Here is a 19,629-nt window from a genome sequence, read left to right as displayed (position 1 = left end):
CTGCCTTCGCCCACCTCCCCACCGATCAGAGAACGGGAAGCGCCATGACGGACATCCGGCCCACCGTGCCCACCGCACCCACCGCGCCCGCCGGTTCGCCCGCGCGGCCGTCTGCCGCGGAGGACACCGGCATGCGTCCCCGGGAACTGCGGGACGGGCAGCGGACCTGTGTGTGGATCGCGTCCGTGGACTCCTCCGTTCCCGAACTCGTCCACGAGACCTCCGGGCTGCTGCTGGAGGCGCCCAACTGGAGCGCCGACGGCTCGCATCTGCTGCTCAACGGAGGCGGCCGGTTGTGGCGGCTCGGGCTGACGGAGGGGTCCCCCGGCCTCTCGGAGATCCCCCTCGACGGAGTTCCGCCGATCAACAACGACCACGTCCTGTCTCCCGACGGCACGCGGGTGTTCCTGTCGGGCATGGACGGCCATCTCTACCGGGCGCCGGCGGCCGGCGGCAGCGGATCGCGTCTCACCGGTGACGACGGGTTGCTGCACTTCCTGCACGGGATCAGCCCGGACGGCGGCACCCTGGCCCACGTGGCGATCCCGCGCGGCACGACGGGTGTCCCCGGGCGGCTCGCGCTGATGCCCGCAGGCGGTGGCCCGAGCACACTGGTGGACACGGGCGCCGGTCATGTCGACGGCCCCGAGTACTCTCCCGACGGCGAGTGGATCCACGTCAACACCGAGGCGTTCGCGTCGGCCCCCGGACACGCCCAGCTCGCCCGCCTTCCCGCGACGGGCGGCCGGCTGGAACGCCTGGTCGTGTCCGACACCGTGGACTGGTTTCCGCACCTCTCCCCCGACGGCCGCTTCGCCACCTACGTGGCCTTCCCGGCCGGGACGCTCGGTCATCCCGAGGACGTCCATGTGAAGGTGCACGTCGTCTCCACCGAGGCCTGGGGAACGCCGCTGCGCACGTACCCGCTCTTCGGCGGTCAGGGCACCCTCAACGTCAACAGCTGGGCGCCCGACAGCCGGCACTTCGCCTTCGTCTCCTATCCCGTCCTCGCGTAACGGCTCGCGGGGCGGGCGAGCCCCAAGTGGCCGCGCAGCGTGGTGGATTCGTACTCCGTGCGGAACACCCCGCGCCGCTGCAGTTCCGGGACCAGGCTCCGGGTGATGGCCGTCAGGTCGTACGGCAGGGCGGCCGGCCGCAGGCGGAAGCCGTCGAGGCCCGCCGAGCGCCAGTCGAGGAGCAGGTCGGCCAGTTCGCCGGGGGTGCCGGTGAATATCCTTGCGTCGGAGGCGAGTTCGGCGCCGGCGACCTCGTCCAGGCGGGCCTTGCGCCGGGCGGCGGCGCCGGGTTCGTCGTCCAGCGCGACGAGCAGGTCCGCGAAGATCCGCAGCGGGCGCTCCGTCAGGTCCCTGCCGGTGCGGCGCACGGCCTCGGCGACCTGGGCGAGGACGGCCACCGTGCCCGCGCGGTCGTGCGGGGTGATGTGGACGACGTCGGAACCGAGGGCCGCGAACTCGTACGGCGTCGAGGCGTGCGCGAGGCTCACCACCACCGGCCGGCCCTGCGGGCCGCGCGGGGTGATCGACGGTCCCTTCACGCTGAAGTACGTGCCCTGGAAGTCGATGTGGTGGACCTTGTCGCGGTCGAGGAAGCGGCCGGTGGCCGCGTCCCGTATCTCCGCGTCGTCCTCCCAGCTGTCCCAGAGCAGCCGGGCGGCCTCGACCACCTCGGCGCCCTCCGCGAACAGGTCGCGCAGCCGTTTGGCGATCAACTCCGTGTCGGTCACGTCCTCTTCGGTGAGCTGCGGGGTGGTGCGGCGGCCGAAGTGGGTGGCGTCGGCTGCGCGGGAGGCTATCTGCGGGCGCCATCCGGCGCGGCCCCGGGAGGCGTGGTCGAGGGTGGCGATGCCGATGGCGAGGTGGAAGGGTTCGGTGTGGGTGACGTTGGTGGTCGGGACCAGGCCGACGCGGTTGGTGAGCGGGGCGAGGTGGGCCGCGAGGAGTACCGCGTCCATGCTGCCTCTGACCTGGTCGGTGCGGTCGTCGGGCCGGTGGAAGGCGGCGGACTGGAGGCCGAGGGCGTCCTCGAAGGTCACGAAGTCGAGCAGGCCCCGCTCGGCCTCGGTGACCAGGCCGGCCCAGTACGGGGCGTTGAGCAGGTCTCCGGGGCGGGCGTCCGCCTCGCGCCAGGCCGCGGGGTGCCAGCCGGCGCCGTCGAGTGCGACGGCGAGGTGCAGCGGGGCTCCGGGAGTGCCGGCCGGGCCGGTGGCGGTGGTGCCCGTCATGCGGAGGTCTCCTTCTGGTCGCGCGGAGCCGGTCCGCCCCAGACGGCGGGGCGGGGGGTGTGGGACAGGCCGAGGTGGTCGCGCAGTGTGCCGCCGGTGTAGTCGGCGCGGTGGACGCCCTTCTCCTGGAGCAGGGGCACCACGCGGTCCACGAAGTCGTCCAGGCCGCCGGGGGTGATGTGCGGGACGAGGACGAAGCCGTCGGCGCCCTCGGTCTGGACGTAGTGGTCGATGGCGTCGGCGACGGTGTGCGGGCTGCCGACGAAGGTGTGGCGGCCGCCGACCTTGATGATCAGCTCGCGGATCGACAGGTTGCGCTCCTCGGCGAGCTTGCGCCACCGTCTGGCCGTCTCCGCCCGGCCCTTGCGGAACACGGAGTGCCCCTTCAGGAGGTGGGAGTCGTCCTCGGGCTCGCTGTCGGGCAGCGGTCCGTCGGGATCGTAGGCGGACAGGTCACGGCCCCAGACCGCTTCCAGGTGGGCGATCGCGGTCTGCGGGCTCACCAGTGCGCGGCTGATCTCCTCGGCGTAGGCGGCGGCCTCCGCGTCGGTGTCGGCGACGACCACGTTGGCGGTGGGGAGGATCAGCAGGTCCTCGGGGCCGCGGCCGTAGGCGGCGAGGCGGCGCTTCACGTCCCGGTAGAAGTCGCGGGCCGCGTCGATCCTGCTGTGCTTGCTGAAGATGACTTCGGCGTCGGAGGCGGCGAACTCGCGGCCCGCGTCGGACTCTCCGGACTGGATGATCACCGGGTGGCCCTGCGGGCCGGGCGGGGTCGTGAACCGGCCGGATATGTCGAAGTGGCGGCCCCGGTGCTCGAAGTGGCCGGCCCGGGCGGTGGCGAACTCCCCCGTGCTCGCGTCGGCGCGCAGGTCGCCGTCGGTCCAGCTGTCCCACAACTGCCTTGCGACGCGCAGGAATTCGGCGGCCCGGGTGTAGCGGTCGGCCTCGGGCAGGAAGCCGCCCCGGCGGAAGTTCTCGCCGGTGAAGGCGTCGTAGCTGGTCACCACGTTCCACGCGGCCCGTCCGCCGCTGAGCCGGTCCAGGGTGGCGAACCTGCGGGCCACCTCGTAGGGCTCGTTGAAGGTGGCGTTGACCGTGGCGGCGAGGCCGAGGTGCGTGGTGACGGCGGCCAGGGCGCTGAGGACGGTCAGGTTCTCCGGGCGTCCCGCGATGTCCAGGTCGTAGACGTGGCCCTTGTGTTCGCGCAGGCGCAGCCCCTCGGCCAGGAAGAAGAAGTCGAACTTGCCGCGTTCGACGGTCTGCGCGAGCCGGATGAAGGAGTCGATGGAGATCTGGCTCTCGGAGCGCGGGTCGGACCACACGGTGACGTTGTGGATGCCGGGCAGTTGCGCTGCGAGGTGCACCTGTTTCCTGCGGGTGTCGGGCGCGGCTTTCCTGCGGGTGGCGGGCACGGCTCGGTCTCCTTCTGAGAGCTCGGGGGCGGGGTGCGTGGCGTGGCGTGGCGTGGCTCTTCGAGGGTGCACGGGCCGGTCGGCGTCCGAACAGCTCGACCGGCCGCGCTTCACGAGGTCTTCATGCCGTGGTGACAGGTTTCGGGGCTTGCGCGTCGTCGGGCTTCGGGGCTTGCGCGTCGTCGGGCGCCGGGGCCGTGGGCCGCCGGGCGGGGAAGCCGGCCCGGCGCGCGTACAGGACGACCGCGATCACCGGGAGCAGGAGCAGCAGCACCGTCCACGGGAAGGAGTCGCTGCCGACCACGTCGAGGAGGACGCCGCCGATGATGCCGCCGGCCGCCATCGCCACGTTCCACAGCGTCACGAGCATCGCCTGCGCCGAGTCGGCGGACGCGCCGCCCGCGTCCCCGGCGGCGGTCTGGAGCAGGGTGGGCACGCCGCCCCAGCCGAGCCCCCACAGCACGGCGGCGACGTAGACGAAGGCGGTGGTGTCGGAGAGGACGGCCAGCAGTGCGGCGGCGACGGCGACCAGCAGGGCGCCGGCGAGGGTGAGGCCGCGCAGCCGCCGGTTGATGTGCGCGCCGACGATCCAGATGCTCGCCAGCGACGCGGCGCCGAAGACGAGGAGCACCAGTCCGGTGCTGCCGCCCAGGCCCAGGTCGTCGAGGTAGGTGGCGATGTACGCGTACAGGATGGTGTGGGCGAGGACGAAGACGAGGGTGACGAAGAGGACCGGGGTCACTCCGGGGATGCGCAGGGTGGGCAGCATCCTGGGCCGCTCACCGCGCCCCTGTCCGGGGAAGTCCGGTACGGCGGCGGCGATCCACGCCAGGAGCAGCGCCGTGAGCGCCGTCATCGCGAGGAACGCCACGCGCCAGCCGAGCCAGTCCCCGAGGAAGGTCCCGGCGGGGACGCCGAGGGAGAGGGCGACGGGGATGCCCGCCATGGCGATGGCCATCGCCTTGCCCTGGAGGTGGGCGGGGGCCATGCGGCGCGCGTAGCCGGCGAGCAGGGCCCAGGCGAGACCGGCCGCGACACCGGCGACGCAGCGCGCCACCATCGTCAGCTCGTAGCGCGACGACACGGCCGTCACCGTGTTGGCGAGGGCGAAGCCTCCCATGGCGGCGAGCAGCAGCGACTTGCGCCGTCGGCCGGCGGTGGCCGCGGTGAGCGGGATCGCGGTCAGGGCGGTGCCGATCGCGTAGATGGTGACGGTCTGGCCGGTGGCCGATTCGCTCACCCCGAGGTCCCGGCTCATGGCGGGCAGCAGGCCGGCGGGGAGGGTCTCGGTGAGGCTGGTGATGAAGACGGCCGTGGCGAGCGCGAGCAGGGCGAACAGGGGGAGGCCCTGGTGTCCGTCGCCGCCGCTTGGCGGGGGCGGTGCCGTGGCGGTGGATGCCGCGGCGGCGGGCGCGGGGTCGGGCGCCGTGTCGGAGGCGGGGTCGGGGTCGGGCGCGGGGTCGGGCGCCGTGTCGGGCGCGGAGTCGGGTGTGGTGTCGGGCGCGGAGTCGGGTGTGGTGCTCATGGGATGTGCTCCAGGTTTCCGGAAGAGAAGAGGTGAGGCGCGGGGGGGGCGCGCCGGTCGTGCTCCTCGGTGGCCGGTTCAGGCGGGGCCGAGGCCGCCGTCGACGGGGAGCCGGACGCCCGTGGTGAACGTCGCCTCCGTGGCCAGGAAGAGCGCGGCGCGGGCCACTTCCTCGGCGGCGCCGAGGCGGCCCAGCGGAGGCAGCGCGACGGTGTGGGCGCCCGGCGCCTCGATACAGCCGGGTGCCACCGCGTTGACGCGGATCCCCCGGCCGGCGAGTTCGGCGGCGAGCGCCTGTATGGCGTCGGGGCACGGGGCCGGAGCCGTGAGCACGATCGCGCTGCCGTCCCCGAGGTGGGGCAGCAGGGGGCGGGCGGTGGCGATGGCATCGGAGAAGAGCAGGTCGAGGCCGCCCGTCGTGGCCTCGGGTCCGGGGCCGGAGGACGCGATGAGCGCGGCTTCCAGGCGGGACGGCGTGACGACGCGGGCGGTGGAGCCCAGTTCGGCTGCCGCGTGGGCCCGCTCGGGTGCCGTGGGGACGGTCAGGACGACCGTCGCCCCGCCCTCCACGAGGCGCTTGGCGATGGCCAGGCCGATGCCGGTGTACTCGCCGACGACGAGCGCCTTCCTGCCCGCGTACCTGGTCATGGTGCCGCTCCTTCCCGGGGCGCCCGTTCCCCGCCGGTGCGGGTGCTCCCCCTGGGACGACTCTGCGCGCGGGCCCTTCGGGGAACCTTCCGGAAACCTTCGGACGGCCGCGTGGGAGCCCGGGCGGGGCTGTCAGGAGCCCGGCGAGGCCGGTTCAGCGGCCATGTACGGTGGTGACCATGCGGTTTGGGGTGCTCGGCCCACTGGTCGTGTGGGACGGCGAAGGCCGGGAGGTCAGGGTTCCCGAGGCCAAGGTACGGGCCCTGCTGGCGGACCTTCTCGCGCACGAGGAGGGGCCGGTGTCCGCCGACCGTCTCATCCACGACCTGTGGGGCGACACCCCTCCGGGTGATCCCCGTGCCGCTCTGCACGCCAAGATCTCCCAACTGCGCCGGGTCGTCGGCCGGGACCGTCTGCTGCGGCAGCCGCCGGGCTACCGGCTGCGGCTCGGCACCGACGACGAGGTGGACGCCGCGCGGTTCCTCGCTCTGGTGACGCGGGCCCGGCCCGCCCAGGACCCGCACAGCCGCGCCGCGCTCCTCACCGAGGCCCTCGGGCTGTGGCGGGGGCCCGCGTACGCGGACTTCACGGACCACGAGTTCGTACGGGGGCCGGCTCGGCGTCTGACGGAGCAGCGGCTGTCGGTCCTCGAGGAGCAGGCGGAGGCGCGCCTTGAGAGCGGCGAGCACGCTCTCCTCGCCGGTGAACTCGCCGACCTCGTGGCCCGCCATCCCCTCCGGGAGCGGCTGCGTGCCGTCCAGATGCGGGCGCTGTACGCGGCGGGGCGCCAGCACGAGGCGCTGGCCTCGTACGACGAGCTGAGACACCGGCTGGCCGAGGACCTGGGCGTCGACCCGAGCCCCGAACTGGCCGCCCTGCACGGGGCGGTGCTGCGACAGGAGCCGGGGCTGAGTCCGGGGGCCTTCGGGGGTAGGGCGGGGGGCACCGCATCCGGGGCGGGGGCGGCTTCCGATGGGGGCGTGGCTTCCGGAGTGGACGCGGTGTCCGAGGGGGACGCGGTATCCGAGGGGCACGCGGTATCCGAGGGGCACGCGGTATCCGAGGGGGACGCGCCGAGGGTACAGGTGTCCTTGGTCGGCGCGGGGTCGGCAGTCGGCACGGGCAGCAGGGCTGGTAAGAGCAGGGCCGGTACGAACACACCCTCCGCGCCCGACACCGCCTGGCCCGGCGCCCCCTCCCACCTCCCCGCGCCTCTGACCCCCCTGATTGGCCGTCAAGAAACTTTGGCACAGCTCTCGTTGCTCTTGGCGGAGAAGCGGCTGGTGACGCTCACCGGACCCGGCGGGGTGGGCAAGACCCGCCTGGCCGTGGCGGCTGCCACCGCCGAGCGTGATCGGGCCGAGGCGGGTGAGCAGGCCGACGCGGTCCGGCTCGTGGAGTTCTCCGGTCTGCGCGCCGGAGCCACCGCGGACCTGGCGCAAGTCCTCGCCGCCGCCTTCGGTATCCGGGACGACTCCCCCCGTCCGCTGCCCGGGACCGGCGCCTCGGCCGGTCCCCTGCCGAACCGGCTCGCCGCCGCTCTGCGCGACCGGCGCACCCTCCTCGTGCTCGACAACTGCGAGCACGTCGTCGAGGCCGCCGCCGAACTGACCGATCTGCTGCTGCGCACCGCCCCCGGCCTGCGTGTGCTGGCCACCGGGCAGCAGCCGCTCGGCCTGGCGGGCGAGGCGGTGTTCCTTGTCGAGCCGCTGCCGCCCGTCGACGCGGTCCGCCTGTTCATGGAGCGCGCCTCCGCCGCGACCCCCGGGTTCCCGCGCGACCCGCACGCCCCGGAGGAGACCGAGCGCCGGGCCGTCGCCGAGATCTGCGGGCGCCTCGACGGCATCCCGCTCGCCCTGGAACTCGCCGCCACCCGCGTGCGCGCCCTGGGGGTGAAGGGGCTGGCCGCCCGGCTCAACGACCGTTTCCGGGTGCTGACCTTCGGGCACCGTGGCGCGCCGGCGCGGCAGCAGACGCTGCGTGCGGTGATCGACTGGAGCTGGGAACTGCTCAGCGCGCCCGAACGCATCGTGCTGCGACGCCTCGGCGCGCTCGGCGACGGCTGCGACCTGGAGGCCGCCGAGGCGATCTGCGCGGGTGACGGTGTCGCCCGCGAGGAGGTCCTCGACCTTGTCACGCGGCTGGTCGACCGGTCCCTGGTGGTCGTCGTGGACGGGCCCGACGGTCCCCGCTACCGCCTGCTGGAGTCCGTCGCCGCGTACGCCACCGAGCAGCTCCACGAGATGGAGGACTTCACCGCCGTACGGGACCGCCAGGTGCGCCACTACCGGGCGCTCGCCGAACATGCCGGCCCGCTCCTGCGCGGCGGCGCGCAGCACCTCTGGCTGGCCCGGCTGGACGCCGAGGCCGGGAACCTGCGTACGGCGCTCGACGAGGCGGTGCGCCGGGCGGGCGCGGGGGAACCGGAGGAGGCGGTCCGGCTGGCCGGCGCGCTGGCGTGGTGGTGGCTGCTGCGTGGCCGCCTCACCGAGGGCCACCGCCGCCTCGGAGCTGTGCTGGCCGCGATGCCGGACGCCTCTGCGCCTGCCGAACTCGCCCTGCTGCACACCGCTTTCGCCCTGCTCACCGGCGACCCCACAGCGGTCACCGCAGCCTCGGCGGACGGTCGCACCGCCACGGAGAGCGGGCTCGGCGACGGGAGTGGCCGCACCCCGGCGGCGAACAGCCTCTATACGCGGACCGGCCCCACCCCGACGGAAGACGGCACAGGCACAGGCACCGGCACCGGCACCGGCACCGGCACCAGGACAGGCCTCACCGCGACGGAGGACGGTCCCAACACCAGCACCAGCACCAGCACCAGCACCAGCACCAGCCTCACCGCCACCGCCGCCGCTGTCCCCGACCCCGTACGGCGTGCCCGTGCCCTGTGGCTCTGTGCGTACGGGCTGTTCAGCACGGGAGACGTGGCCGGCAGCGAAGAGCTGAACGCCCGTGCCCTCACGCTGTTCACCGGTGCGGCCGACCAGTGGGGCACCGCCGCAGCGCTCGGTCTGCGGGCGACGCTCGCGCTGGTCCGCGGGGACCTCGCCGGGCTCGGCCGCGACGGTCGGCGCAGCGCCCGGATCTTCCGTGAACTGGGCGACCGCTGGGGCGAGTTGCAGACCGTGTCACCGCTGGCCTCGCTCGCCGAGATCAAGGGCGCGTACGCGGACGCGGAGCGCCGTCAGCACGAAGGGCTGGGGATGGCACGGGAGTTGGGACTTGAGGCGGAGGTGTCCGCGCGGCTCTCCGGGCTCGGCCGCCTCGCGCTGCTCGCCCGCGACTGGGACCGCGCCCGCGATCTGCACGAACAGGCGCGGCGGATCGCCGCCGAACAGGGCTACAAGTACGGCGAGATCCACTCCGGAATGGGGCTCGCCCTCGGCGCGCGCCGCTCCGGAGACCTCGACGGGGCCGAGGCGCACCTGTCGCGGCTCCGCGACGGCTACGCCGACGTGTCCTCCCGGGCGGGTGATCACCTACTCCAGGCCGAGCTGGGTTTCCTCGCCGAACTCCGCGGGGACGCGAAGGGCGCGGCGGCGCATCACGGGGAAGGGCTGGAGATCGCCGTCCTCCTCGCCGAGCCGCGCGCCCTGGCCCTCTCCCTGGAGGGACTCGCGGGTGCGGCGGCCCTGTCCGGCGAACGGGAGCCCGCCACCTGCGCGGCCGTGCTGCTGGGCGCGGCGGCTGCCGCCCGCTGCCGGGCCGGAGCCCCGTTGCCGCCCGCCGAACGCGCCGACGTCGACCGTGTCACCGCGGCGGCGCGGGCCACGCTGGGCTCCGCCGCGTTCACGGAGGCGTACGACCGTGGCGCCCTGCTGACCGCCGAGGACGCGGTGCGCCATGCCCGTGCGGCACTCGCCCCGTCCGGTTGCCTCTCGGATGGGCCGGACGCGTCCACTCCACAGGCCTGGCTCATCGTCAGTAGTACCTGCTCATCCGGCGTGTCCGACCTCGGTTCGTAGGGACCCCGCGTGCGCGCCCGCGGGAGAGCGCGCACGCGGGAGTCACGGACGGGTCAGCGTGCCGCGCTCACCGGGGTGAGGGTGAGGGTCTGCTCCGCCGCGGTGCGGGCGGCGCCGACGGTTCCTCCCGTGGTGTCCGTCCAGGCTCGCGTCGGGGTGGTCTCGGCGGTCCTCGCCGCGTTGCCGGACAGTCCGATGACGAGACCGCTGTAGCGGTTGACCAGGCGGTACGTTCCGGTCGCCGCGCCGGCGGCCGTCTTGCCGGGGACGACGAACCACTGCTGGCCGACGGTGGGTCCGCCGGCCGGAGCGGCGGTGACCGTGGGCTTGGCGCCCCAGGCGCGCCCGGCGTCACGCGTGGCGTCGACGCCGAGGAGCCGGCCGGTGGAGACGTTGGCGATCCGGTAGGAGCCGTCGCCGTTGGAGGTGAAGATCCACTGGCTCAGTGCCGAACTCCCGCTGCCGCTGCGGGAGGTGGTCGCCGAGCCGCCGCCGATCTGGGCGAGCAGGCGGCCGGTGCCGCTCGCGATGGTGTGGGCCTTGCCCGTGGCGACGGGGGCGGCCGGGGTGGTGGTGTCGATGACGGTCTCGTAGTACTCGCCGTCGGTGCCGTTGGAGCACTGGAAGGAGCAGTAGCTGCGGAACTTCTTGCCGACGATGGTCGAGCCGGTCCGGTTCACCGAGTCGAGCATCCAGCGGTACCAGGAGCCGGTCTTGTAGCTGCCGGTGTCGCCGAGCAGACGCCACTTCTGGGTGGCGAGGTCGTCGGTGGCGTAGAAGCGCTGCGGTTCGGAGGAGTCCTGGACGACGGCCTCGGGCTGCCCGATGTACAGGCCGAGGTGGGCGTCGTAGGCGATGTTCATCGTCAGCAGGTCGGACTTGGCGGGCAGTGTTCCGGCCTTCTGCTGCTGGGCGACGGTGCCGGCGTTGCCCGGTGCGTAGTCGTGTGCGACGGCCGTGTACCCGGTGGGGTGTTGGGCGTCGACGGGCTCCATGTTGCTTTCCAGGCCGCCGAGTCCGGGCTGCGACCAGGCGCCGTCGTACCACTTCTTCCACGAGCCGGGCGCCATCTTCGCGGACATCGGGGCGCGGGCGACATGGGCGCGGCTGCCGTCGGTCCAGCCGCCGGGGACTCCGCCCTTCGGGATCGCGCGGGAGTTGTAGTAGACGTAGAAGTAGCCGGAGGCGGTGTCCACGAACAGGCGGGGGTCGCCGTTGCCGTAGTAGTAGGTCTCGTGCGGGAACGCGCTGCTGTCGCCGCGCCGGGTGCTGTACGGCGAGGTGAGGACGTGGTTCTTGATGTCCCAGGTCTTGCCCTGGTTCTTGGAGACGGCGTAGTCGATGGCGTCGTAGTGCAGGCCGTCGCCGAAGGGGCTCGGGGTGAACTCGTTGTGGACGAGGCCGTACCAGTCTCCGCTGTCGGGGTCGACCCAAATGCCCATCAGGTCGCAGTAGTTCTTCTGCGCGTAGCTGGACGTGGTCGGGGCGTAGGTGGCCTCGCGGCCGGTGGGGCTGTTGTTGCACCGCCAGGTGGTGTCGTCGTTGCGGTCGGCCGCGTTGGCCGGGTTCACCGCGTCGCTGAGGGCGGCGTCGCGGGTGGCGGCGTCGAAGTCCTTGCCGGAGTAGAAGGTCCACTCGCGCGGGTCGTCGGCCCCGTACAGGGCGTGGGCGGACTGGTAGTGGAACGAGCCGTTCTTGTCGATGTAGGTCGCGGCGGGGCTGTCGTCGGGGTGGGTCCACGCGCCCTTCGTGCCGACGGAGACGGTGTAGGTGGGGGCTTCGGCGTGGGCGGTGGGTCCGGCGTGGGCGGGTTGGCCGGTGAAGCCGCCGAGCAGCATCGCGCCGGCGGCGGCCAGCGCGCAGGCGGCCGTTCTTCCTGGACGAGCGGGCACAACTGCTCCTCTCATACCTGAACAAAGCCCGGCGGTGCGGCGGTTCAGGAGGGCGAGATGTCCGGGGCAGGGCGTTTGCCGGCATGCCGTGGGCCTCGGACCGTGGGGGTTCGCAGGGTGTCCGCGGCACCGCGCGATTTAGTTCGACTAGAATCCGAACTAATGGAGAGGCTGTCAAGCACTCCTGCCGGTATGCGTCGAGGGGAGCCGTCGGCGCGCGTGACCGGGACCGGCGGCGCGCGCATGGCCGGTGTCGGCGGCGCTCTCGGCCGGGGTCCGTGGTCGCGGCCGGTCGAGGACGCTCCCCCGTAACCGGCGGGAGGGGAGCGGTACTTGTCATGATGGGGGCGGCGGCCCGGACACCGGTCGCGGACAGGAAGGGACTTCGGTGAGGAGCACGTGACCCGACTCGGGATGGCGGCAGCGGGGCAGGCGGCGCCCTCGGACACCTCCGGTCCGCGCGACCGCGCGTCCATCCGGCGCACCAACCTCGGCGCGGTGATGGGCCTGCTGCGGGACGGCGGTCCGCGCTCGCGCGCGCAGATCGCCGCCGAGACGGGCCTGCCCAAGCCGACGGTCACCAGCCTCGTCGCCGAGCTGGTGGCCCTGCGCCTGGTCCGTGAGGGCCCAGCTCGGCGGGACGGTGCCGTGGGCCGTCCCGGCACACTGGTGCATCTCGACGGCGGCGGGCTCTGCGGCATCGGCGTGGAGATCAGCACCAGCTATATCCACGTACTCGCCCTGGCACTCGACGGGACGCCCGTCCACGAGGTCCGGGCGCCGCTCGCGGTTCGGGACGAAGGACCGGACGCGACACTGGACTTGACGGCACGTCATGTCACCGACTGCCTGGCCGCCCTCGACCGGCAGGGCAGCCGCCCGGTCGGGCTCACGCTGGCCGTGCCCGGCGTCATCGACATGGCGTCGGCCACCGTGACCTACGCCCCCGGCATCGGCTGGCGCGAGGTACCCGTCGCCGACGCCCTGCGGACGCGCCTTGAGCGGGCCGCGGGGGCGGTGCCGCCGATCGCCGTGGACAACGACGCCAAGCTGGCCGCCCTCGCCGAGTACGCGCAGGTCCGCGGCTCGGGCGTACGGGACATGCTGTGCATCACCGGAGAGCGTGGCATCGGGGCGGGCATCGTCAACGACGGCCGGCTGCTGCGCGGCGCGGCCGGTTTCGCCGGCGAGGTCGGCCACATGCCGCTCGACCCGCTGCGCAACCCCTGCGTGTGCGGCCGCCACGGCTGCTGGCAGACCATGGTCGGACTCGACGCCCTCCTCCGGCTCGCCGCGCCCGGCAGCGACACGATCCACGACCCGGACGTCGAACTCGCGCGCCGCCTACGCGAGTTGCGCCGTCGCGCCGAGGCCGGCGATCCGCGCACCGTGCGGGCGCTGGACCGGGTGGCGCACGACCTGGGGCTCGGCCTGGCACTGCTGGCCGACGTCCTCAACCCGCGACTCGTCGTCCTGGGCGGCTACTTCACGCACATCGGGGATCTGTTCCTGGACCGGGTCCGCGAGACGGTCCAGGCTCGGGTGATGGCACCGCAGGCCGGGGGCTGCGAAGTGCGCCTGTCCGCACTGGGGTTCACCGCCGCGGCCCACGGAGGAGCCCAGCTCGCCCTCGACGCCGTCTACCAGCGGCCGTCCCCAGCCTAGGGGCTGTGGCGGCGACCCGGGCCGGTGAGGCGTTCACCGCGGCGGGCGTCGGGGGCGCCCGTCGTAAGGTGGCGGCGGAGTAAGTCCCTGTTCCGCCCGTTCCGTACGTCCGGTCCCGATCGCGGGGCCGGGTGCCGGGACCCGCCGGGCACGGACGCGCCCACGGCTCAGCTCACACGGGAGGACATCTCACTATGAACGACGCGCCCTTGACCCTGATGGCGGTGCACGCCCACCCCGACGACGAGGCGACCGGCACCGGAGGTGTCCTCGCCCAGTACGCGGCCGAAGGCATCCGCACAGTGCTCGTGACCTGTACCGACGGCGGCTGCGGCGACGGCCCCGGAGGTGTGAAGCCGGGCGATCCCGGCCATGATCCGGCGGCCGTCGCCGCGATGCGCCGCGAGGAACTCAAGGCGAGCTGCGACGTTCTGCGGATCGGCCACCTGGAGACCCTGGACTACGCCGACTCCGGGATGATGGGCTGGCCGACCAACGACGCCCCCGACTCCTTCTGGCGGACGCCGGTGGAAGAGGGCGCCGCCCGGCTCGCGGAACTCCTGCGGCGGTACCGGCCGGACGTGGTCGTCACCTACGACGAGAACGGCTTCTACGGTCACCCCGACCACATCCAGGCCAACCGCGTCACGATGGCCGCGCTGGAGATGACCGACCTGACACCGAAGGTGTACTGGACGACGGCGCCGCGCTCGATGATGCGGCGGTTCGGTGAACTCATGCGCGAGTTCGACGCCGACTGGCAGGAGCCGGACCCCGAGGAGGCCGCCGCGCTGGCCGAGATCGGGCTTCCCGACGAGGAGATCACCACCTGGGTGGACACCACCGCGTTCGGCGGCCAGAAGTTCGACGCCCTCGCCGCGCACGCCAGTCAGGGCGAGAACATCTTCTTCCTGAAGATGGGCCGGGAGAAGTTCACGGAGCTGATGGGCGTCGAGACCTTCGTCCGCGTCCGGGACACCACCGACGCCCCGGTGCCGGAGAACGACCTCTTCGCCGGGCTGCGCTGACCCCCCGCCCCCGCGCAGGGGGCGTACCGCCGGGGTGAGCCCTGTCTCACCCCGGCGGCTGCACTTGCCTGTGCAACAAGTTGCATAGAAAGCTGTGGGGCGGGCGCCCGCAGGGCGCGCCACGACCGCCTCGCGCGCTACCTCGCGGGAGAACTGCGCGACTGTCCCCCACCGCTTGGAAGGCGAACTCCCATGACCGGCCCGCTGCTGTTCAACCCGCGCACCTACGACCCGGCGCATTTCGACGCCGAGACGCGCAGGCTGCTGCGTGCCACCATCGACTGGTTCGAGGACCGCGGCAAGCGCCGGCTGATCGAGGACTACCGCACCCGGGCCTGGCTCGGCGACTTCCTCGCCTTCGCCGCCAAGGAACGGCTGTTCGCCACGTTCCTCACCCCGGCCTCCGCCGCCACCGGCGAGGACCAGCGCTGGGACACCGCCCGGATCGCCGCCCTCAACGAGATCCTCGGCTTCTACGGCCTCGACTACTGGTACGCCTGGCAGGTGACCATCCTCGGTCTCGGCCCGGTCTGGCAGAGCGAGAACGCCGCCGCCCGCGGCCGTGCCGCCGGCCTGCTGTCCGAGGGGGAGGTCTTCGCCTTCGGCCTGTCCGAGAAGGCGCACGGCGCGGACATCTACTCCACCGACATGCTGCTGGAGCCCGACGGCGACGGCGGGTTCCTGGCCCGCGGCTCCAAGTACTACATCGGCAACGGCAACGCCGCCGGCCTCGTCTCCGTGTTCGGCCGCCGCACCGACGTGGACGGCCCGGACGGATACGTCTTCTTCGCCGCCGACAGCCGGCACCCGGCGTACCACCTGGTGAAGAACGTCGTGGACTCCTCCAAGTACGTCAGCGAGTTCCGCCTGGAGGACTACCCGGTCGCCGCCGAGGACGTCCTGCACACCGGCCGCGCCGCCTTCGACGCGGCGCTCAACACCGTCAACGTCGGCAAGTTCAACCTCTGCACCGCCTCGATCGGCATCTGCGAGCACGCGATGTACGAGGCCGTCACCCACGCGCACAACCGCGTCCTGTACGGCCGTCCCGTCACCGCGTTCCCCCATGTGCGCCGGGAACTGTCCGAGGCGTACGTCCGTCTCGTCGGCATGAAGCTGTTCAGCGACCGTGCCGTCGACTACTTCCGCTCGGCCGGGCCGGACGACCGCCGTTATCTGCTCTTCAACCCGATGACCAAGATGAAGGTGACCACGGAGGGCGAGAAGGTCGTCGACCTGATGTGGGACGTCATCGCCGCGAAGGGCTTCGAGAAGGACAACTACTTCTCGCAGGCCGCCGTCGAGATCCGGGGCCTGCCCAAGCTCGAAGGCACGGTGCACGTCAACCTCGCGCTGATCCTCAAGTTCATGCGCAACCACCTGCTCGACCCGATCGACGCCCCCGCCGTGCCGACCCGTCTCGACGCGGCCGACGACGCCTTCCTCTTCCGGCAGGGGCCGGCCCGCGGGCTGGGCTCGGTCCGCTTCCACGACTGGCGCCCCGCCTACGACGCGTACGCGGCGGTCCCGAACGTCGCCCGCTTCCGCGAACAGGCCGACGCCCTGTGCGAGTTCGTCACCAGCGTCGCCCCCGACGAGGAGCAGAGCCGCGACCTCGACTTCCTGCTCTCGGTGGGGCAGTTGTTCGCGCTCGTGGTGCACGGGCAGCTCATCCTGGAGCAGGCCCGCCTGACGGACCTCGACACGCCGGTGCTCGACGAGCTGTTCGCCGTGCTGGTCCGGGACTTCTCCGGTCACTGCGTCGAACTCCACGGCAAGGACTCCGCCACCGCGCGCCAGCAGGACTGGGCGCTCGGCGCGATCCGGCGCCCCGTCGTGGACGAGGCGCGCTCGGCCGAGGTGTGGGGCCGCGTCGAGGCGCTGTCCGGTGCGTACGAGATGGCCCAGTAGGAACGCACGGGCCGAGGGCGTGCCCAACACGCCCTCGGCTCTCGCGTCCCGGCCCGCTCCTCGTCTCGCCTCGCGGCCCGCTCCTCGTCTCGCCTCTCGGTCTCGTTCAGTCGAGGATCACGTAGGAAGGCCGGCGGGGTCGACGGCCGTGGTGAGCGCACCGGCGAGCGGGGCGATCGCGTGGTGGCCGACGGGCGAGGCCGCGACGGCCAGCACGGCCGGTCCGCCGAGGACGATCAGGGCGGCCGGGCTCTTCGTGTCCTGCTGCGCCGGCCCCCGGCAGCCCCCCGCGCGGCACGTGAACGCGCCGCGCCGCGCAGGCAGGGCAGGGCAGGGCGTGCTACGGGATCGCCGTTCCGGGGCCGTTGTCGCCGCTCAGGTTCAAGCCGAACAGCGCCCTCGTCGCCGGGGCCCCGATGTCCGTCGGGTTCTCGGCGACCGACTTCGACGCCGTCAGACCGGAGGCGGTGCCGCGCAGCAGCCATACGGCGCCGCCGTTCACGACGGTGCCCAGGTCCTCTCCCGGCGCCCCCGCGATCAGGTCGGTCCGGCCGTCGCCAGTCATGTCGAGCAGGCGGGTCGAGCCGCCGAACAGGTCCCCGCGCTCCGCGACACCCGGCACGCCCGCCGTGTCCTGGTGGAACGACTGCGCGCCGGTGCCGGTGATGCCGCTCTTGCCGCCCTTCAGCAGCACCACGGCGCCCGCGTTCTTCTTCGAGCCGATCCCCTCGCCGGGGACGCCGACCGCCAGGTCGGGATATCCGTCGCCGTTCACGTCACCCGCGCTGAGCCGCCCGCCGAACTGGTCGCCCTTCTCGCTGACGCCGGGCACGCCCGCCGTGTTCTGCGTGATGGTGCGCGTGCGGGTCTGGCTGGGGCCGGAGGGCGAGCCGTAGTAGATGGTGACGGTGCCGGGGTCCTCCAGGTTCTCGGTGTCGCCGCCGGGGAAGATGCGCGTGGCGAGGTCCGCGTAGCCGTCCCGGTCGAAGTCGGCCACGGCGGTGGCCGCCGCGGAGGGCAGCCGCTGCGGGACGGTGGACAGGCCGGTCTTGGTGCCGAGCCACAGCTTGCCGCCCTCGGCGTGGTTCTCGTAGACGTAGAAGGTGGCGAGATCCTCGATGCCGTCACCGTTGAAGTCGCCGGTGGCGCTGGAGTCGATGGTGTTGTCGGTGCTGTACACCGGCACCGTCTGTTCGCGGGCCGGGGAGCCGCTCCGGCTCAGCGGGCCGTAGAGCACGTCGTGGACGTCGTAGGAGTCCTCGCTGTTGCCCATGAAGAGGTCCACGTGACCGTCGCCGTCGAAGTCGCCCGCGGTGATGTCGGCGCCGACATCGGCGTTCGCCGGTGCGGCGATCCGGACGGCGTCCTGGCCGGAGAGGCCGGTCTTCCGCCCCCACAGGACGATCACCGAGCCGCTGATGTTGCCCTGCTCGCGGTAGTCGCGGGCGACGACGGCCAGGTCGGTCAGGCCGTCGCCGTCCAGGTCGCGGGGGATCATCGCGTAGCCGAAGACGTGGTTGTCGCCGGCGACTCCGGGGACGCCGGCGGTGCTCTGGGTGATGACCTTGGTGCGCTTGGGGTCGAGGCCCTTCGCCGAGCCGTAGCTCACCGTGATGTAGCCGGCCCAGGTGTGACCACCGACCTTCGCGCCGGGGGCGGCCACGGCGACATCCTGGTAGCCGTCGCCGTCGAAGTCCTCGCGGACGGTGGTCGCACCGGGTTTCGCGGATGCGGTGCCCGCGGCGATCGGCACGCTGAACGTGCCGATCAGCGCGGCGGCGACGGCGGTCGACAGGGCGGGTCGGCGGATGCCCACGGTTCCTCCTCGAAGCGCAGGCGATGTCGGAACGCGTGCGCGCGGTTGTGACTCACCTGCGAGACACGTGGGGGCGGCCGATGGTTGTGCGCTGCGGGGTGACCGGGCGGAAGGTCCGGAACGCCCAGGTGTCCGGCGGTCCGTGGCGCGGAACCGTCAGCCGTCCCTCTCCCCGCAGCTCGCCGCCGGCTGCCCGCGGCCCACAGCCCGCACTCGCTGCCCACAGCCGGCTGCCCGCGGCCGGCGGCCGGCGAATGAGCAATAGCGGTCAGTCGGTCGCGGGCCCTGCCGCTCGGCCGTCGTCGCGAGCAGAGTGAGAGGTGTTCGTGCACGCTTCCCCAAGGACCCACATGTCTTCGTCCCACCTGTCGTCCACCACCCCCGAAGAGGCTCTGGCCGCCAGTCAGGATCTCGTCTCCCGCCGCAGAGGCGTACCCATGCTCGTGTCGCTGCGCACCGCCCCGCCCTCGGCGCCGGACGCGGCGCGACCGTATGCCGAACGTGCCGTCCCGGGCCGGGGCGCGGACGACGCGAACAGCCGGACAGCGGCGCTCTTCGAGGACTATCACGCGCGCCTCGCCCCGGGGGCCGGCGGTACGGAAGCCGGCGTCGTGGCGGCGCTCCAGGCGCTCGCTCACACACTCCTCGGACCCGATCGGCACCGTACGTCGCCGGTATTTCCGCCCGGGCGGCCGGCCGCCTCCCCCGCTTCCCTGTCGCAGGACCCGTCGGTGAGCCCGGAGGGCACGGCGGCCGATCTGCGCGCCGGGCACTTCCTGCGGGTCGTCAACTACCACAACACGCCGCCCAGTTGGCAGCGCGAACTGACCGACGAACTACGCGGCTACGCCCGGGACTTCGACACCGTGGGCGTGCGGGACCTGGAGACTTTCGCCCGGACCGGCGAGTGGCACGGCGATCGCCCCGGACTGCTGCCGGTGTTCTACGAGGGCTACCGCGACAACTACGAGGTGGCGGCGGCCGCCTGCGAGGAGGCCGGTGTCATCGGCTGGTTCTTCGTCTGCACCGGCTTCGTGGACACCCCGGTCGCCGAGCAGTACGACTACGCCCTGGCCCACCGGATCAAGCTGGTGGAGGAGAACCGGCGCCGTGAGCGTCTCGCCATGAACTGGGACGAGATCGCCGATCTGCACCGGCGCGGACACGTGGTCACACCGCACACCGCCTCGCACGCGCCGGCGCGTGCCACGCGCGAACCCGCCGACATCGAGCGGGAGGTGACCGCACCGAAGCGGTCGATGGACGCGGTGACGGGCGGGTCCGCCCCGGCGACCGCCTGGCTGGAGGGCACCGCCTGGGAGGGGACGAGTGCGGCGGGCGACGCGCTGCGCGAGGCCGGCTATCGCTTCCTGTTCAGCAACTCCATGGTGCAACGGCTGCCTTCCTGAACGGCAAGAGGTCGCTCACCCCGTCCGGTCGCGCGGACACGGCAGTTGGCGCCGATGCGGATGACCGACGGCCGGTGGCCGGTGTCCTGGAAGGACTGGGACGCCGGTTACGA

At 73.1% G+C, this 19,629-nt stretch carries 12 protein-coding genes; 6 read left to right on the top strand and 6 right to left on the bottom strand.

Translation table 11 applies throughout. The features are described from left to right. The first annotated feature begins 44 nt into the window (after nt 1-44). On the top strand, nt 45-1,016 hold the full coding sequence (locus tag AB0912_RS22215; protein WP_366702327.1) for a hypothetical protein: 972 nt from the start codon (nt 45-47) through the stop codon (nt 1,014-1,016). On the opposite strand, the gene AB0912_RS22210 is transcribed toward AB0912_RS22215, so the two are convergent. The 4 genes from AB0912_RS22210 to AB0912_RS22195 all read right to left on the bottom strand — a co-directional run bounded on the left by AB0912_RS22210 (nt 998) and on the right by AB0912_RS22195 (nt 5,827). Beyond that, a complete protein-coding gene (locus AB0912_RS22210) occupies nt 998-2,242 on the bottom strand; it encodes an LLM class flavin-dependent oxidoreductase (RefSeq protein ID WP_366702325.1) in 1,245 nt (414 codons plus the stop codon). The two genes, AB0912_RS22215 and AB0912_RS22210, sit on opposite strands and share 19 nt — an antisense overlap. Beyond that, nucleotides 2,239-3,654 carry an NtaA/DmoA family FMN-dependent monooxygenase gene (locus AB0912_RS22205; RefSeq protein WP_366702323.1) on the bottom strand — a complete coding sequence of 472 codons (1,416 nt, stop codon included), beginning with the start codon at nt 3,652-3,654 and terminating at the stop codon, nt 2,239-2,241. The genes AB0912_RS22210 and AB0912_RS22205 overlap by 4 nt, the downstream gene beginning before the upstream one ends. A gap of 121 nt (nt 3,655-3,775) precedes the next feature. Next, a complete protein-coding gene (locus AB0912_RS22200) occupies nt 3,776-5,179 on the bottom strand; it encodes an MFS transporter (RefSeq protein ID WP_366702321.1) in 1,404 nt (467 codons plus the stop codon). A 78-nt stretch (nt 5,180-5,257) separates the two neighbouring features. Beyond that, nucleotides 5,258-5,827, bottom strand: a complete 570-nt coding sequence (locus AB0912_RS22195) for an SDR family oxidoreductase (RefSeq protein WP_366702319.1) — start codon at nt 5,825-5,827, stop codon at nt 5,258-5,260. A gap of 179 nt (nt 5,828-6,006) precedes the next feature. Here AB0912_RS22195 and AB0912_RS22190 point away from each other — a divergent pair, with 179 nt between their 5' ends. After that, a complete protein-coding gene (locus AB0912_RS22190) occupies nt 6,007-9,795 on the top strand; it encodes a BTAD domain-containing putative transcriptional regulator (protein WP_366702317.1) in 3,789 nt (1,262 codons plus the stop codon). Nucleotides 9,796-9,848: 53 nt separating this feature from the next. On the opposite strand, the gene AB0912_RS22185 is transcribed toward AB0912_RS22190, so the two are convergent. Then, nucleotides 9,849-11,687: an RICIN domain-containing protein gene (locus AB0912_RS22185; RefSeq protein WP_366702315.1), complete on the bottom strand. Its 1,839-nt coding sequence runs from the start codon at nt 11,685-11,687 to the stop codon at nt 9,849-9,851. Between the two features lie 399 nt (nt 11,688-12,086). On the opposite strand from AB0912_RS22185, the gene AB0912_RS22180 reads away from it, so the two are divergent. The 3 genes from AB0912_RS22180 (at nt 12,087) to AB0912_RS22170 (ending at nt 16,291) form a co-directional block, all read left to right on the top strand. Beyond that, complete coding sequence (locus AB0912_RS22180; protein ID WP_366702313.1) at nt 12,087-13,352, top strand: ROK family transcriptional regulator; 1,266 nt, start codon at nt 12,087-12,089, stop codon at nt 13,350-13,352. Between the two features lie 194 nt (nt 13,353-13,546). Then, on the top strand, nt 13,547-14,380 hold the full coding sequence (locus AB0912_RS22175; RefSeq protein ID WP_366702311.1) for a PIG-L family deacetylase: 834 nt from the start codon (nt 13,547-13,549) through the stop codon (nt 14,378-14,380). A 192-nt stretch (nt 14,381-14,572) separates the two neighbouring features. Next, entirely contained in the window at nt 14,573-16,291 is a 1,719-nt protein-coding gene (locus AB0912_RS22170; RefSeq protein WP_366702309.1) for an acyl-CoA dehydrogenase family protein, read from the top strand. 340 nt (nt 16,292-16,631) lie between these two features. Here the strand turns inward: AB0912_RS22170 and AB0912_RS22165 are convergent, their stop codons facing one another. Continuing rightward, nucleotides 16,632-18,107 (bottom strand): FG-GAP-like repeat-containing protein, encoded by a 1,476-nt coding sequence (locus AB0912_RS22165; RefSeq protein WP_366702307.1) that lies wholly within the window; start codon nt 18,105-18,107, stop codon nt 16,632-16,634. A gap of 350 nt (nt 18,108-18,457) precedes the next feature. Between AB0912_RS22165 and AB0912_RS22160 the strand changes: the two genes are divergently transcribed. Further along, a complete protein-coding gene (locus tag AB0912_RS22160) occupies nt 18,458-19,516 on the top strand; it encodes a polysaccharide deacetylase family protein (protein WP_366702305.1) in 1,059 nt (352 codons plus the stop codon). Nucleotides 19,517-19,629: the final 113 nt, after the last annotated feature.

The organism is Streptomyces sp. NPDC007084 (genome assembly GCF_040703595.1).
In the GTDB taxonomy this organism is placed as follows: Bacteria; Actinomycetota; Actinomycetes; order Streptomycetales; family Streptomycetaceae; genus Streptomyces.
The sequence above is the reverse complement of the archived record's forward strand: the minus strand, read 5'-3'. Positions and strand labels throughout refer to the sequence as shown.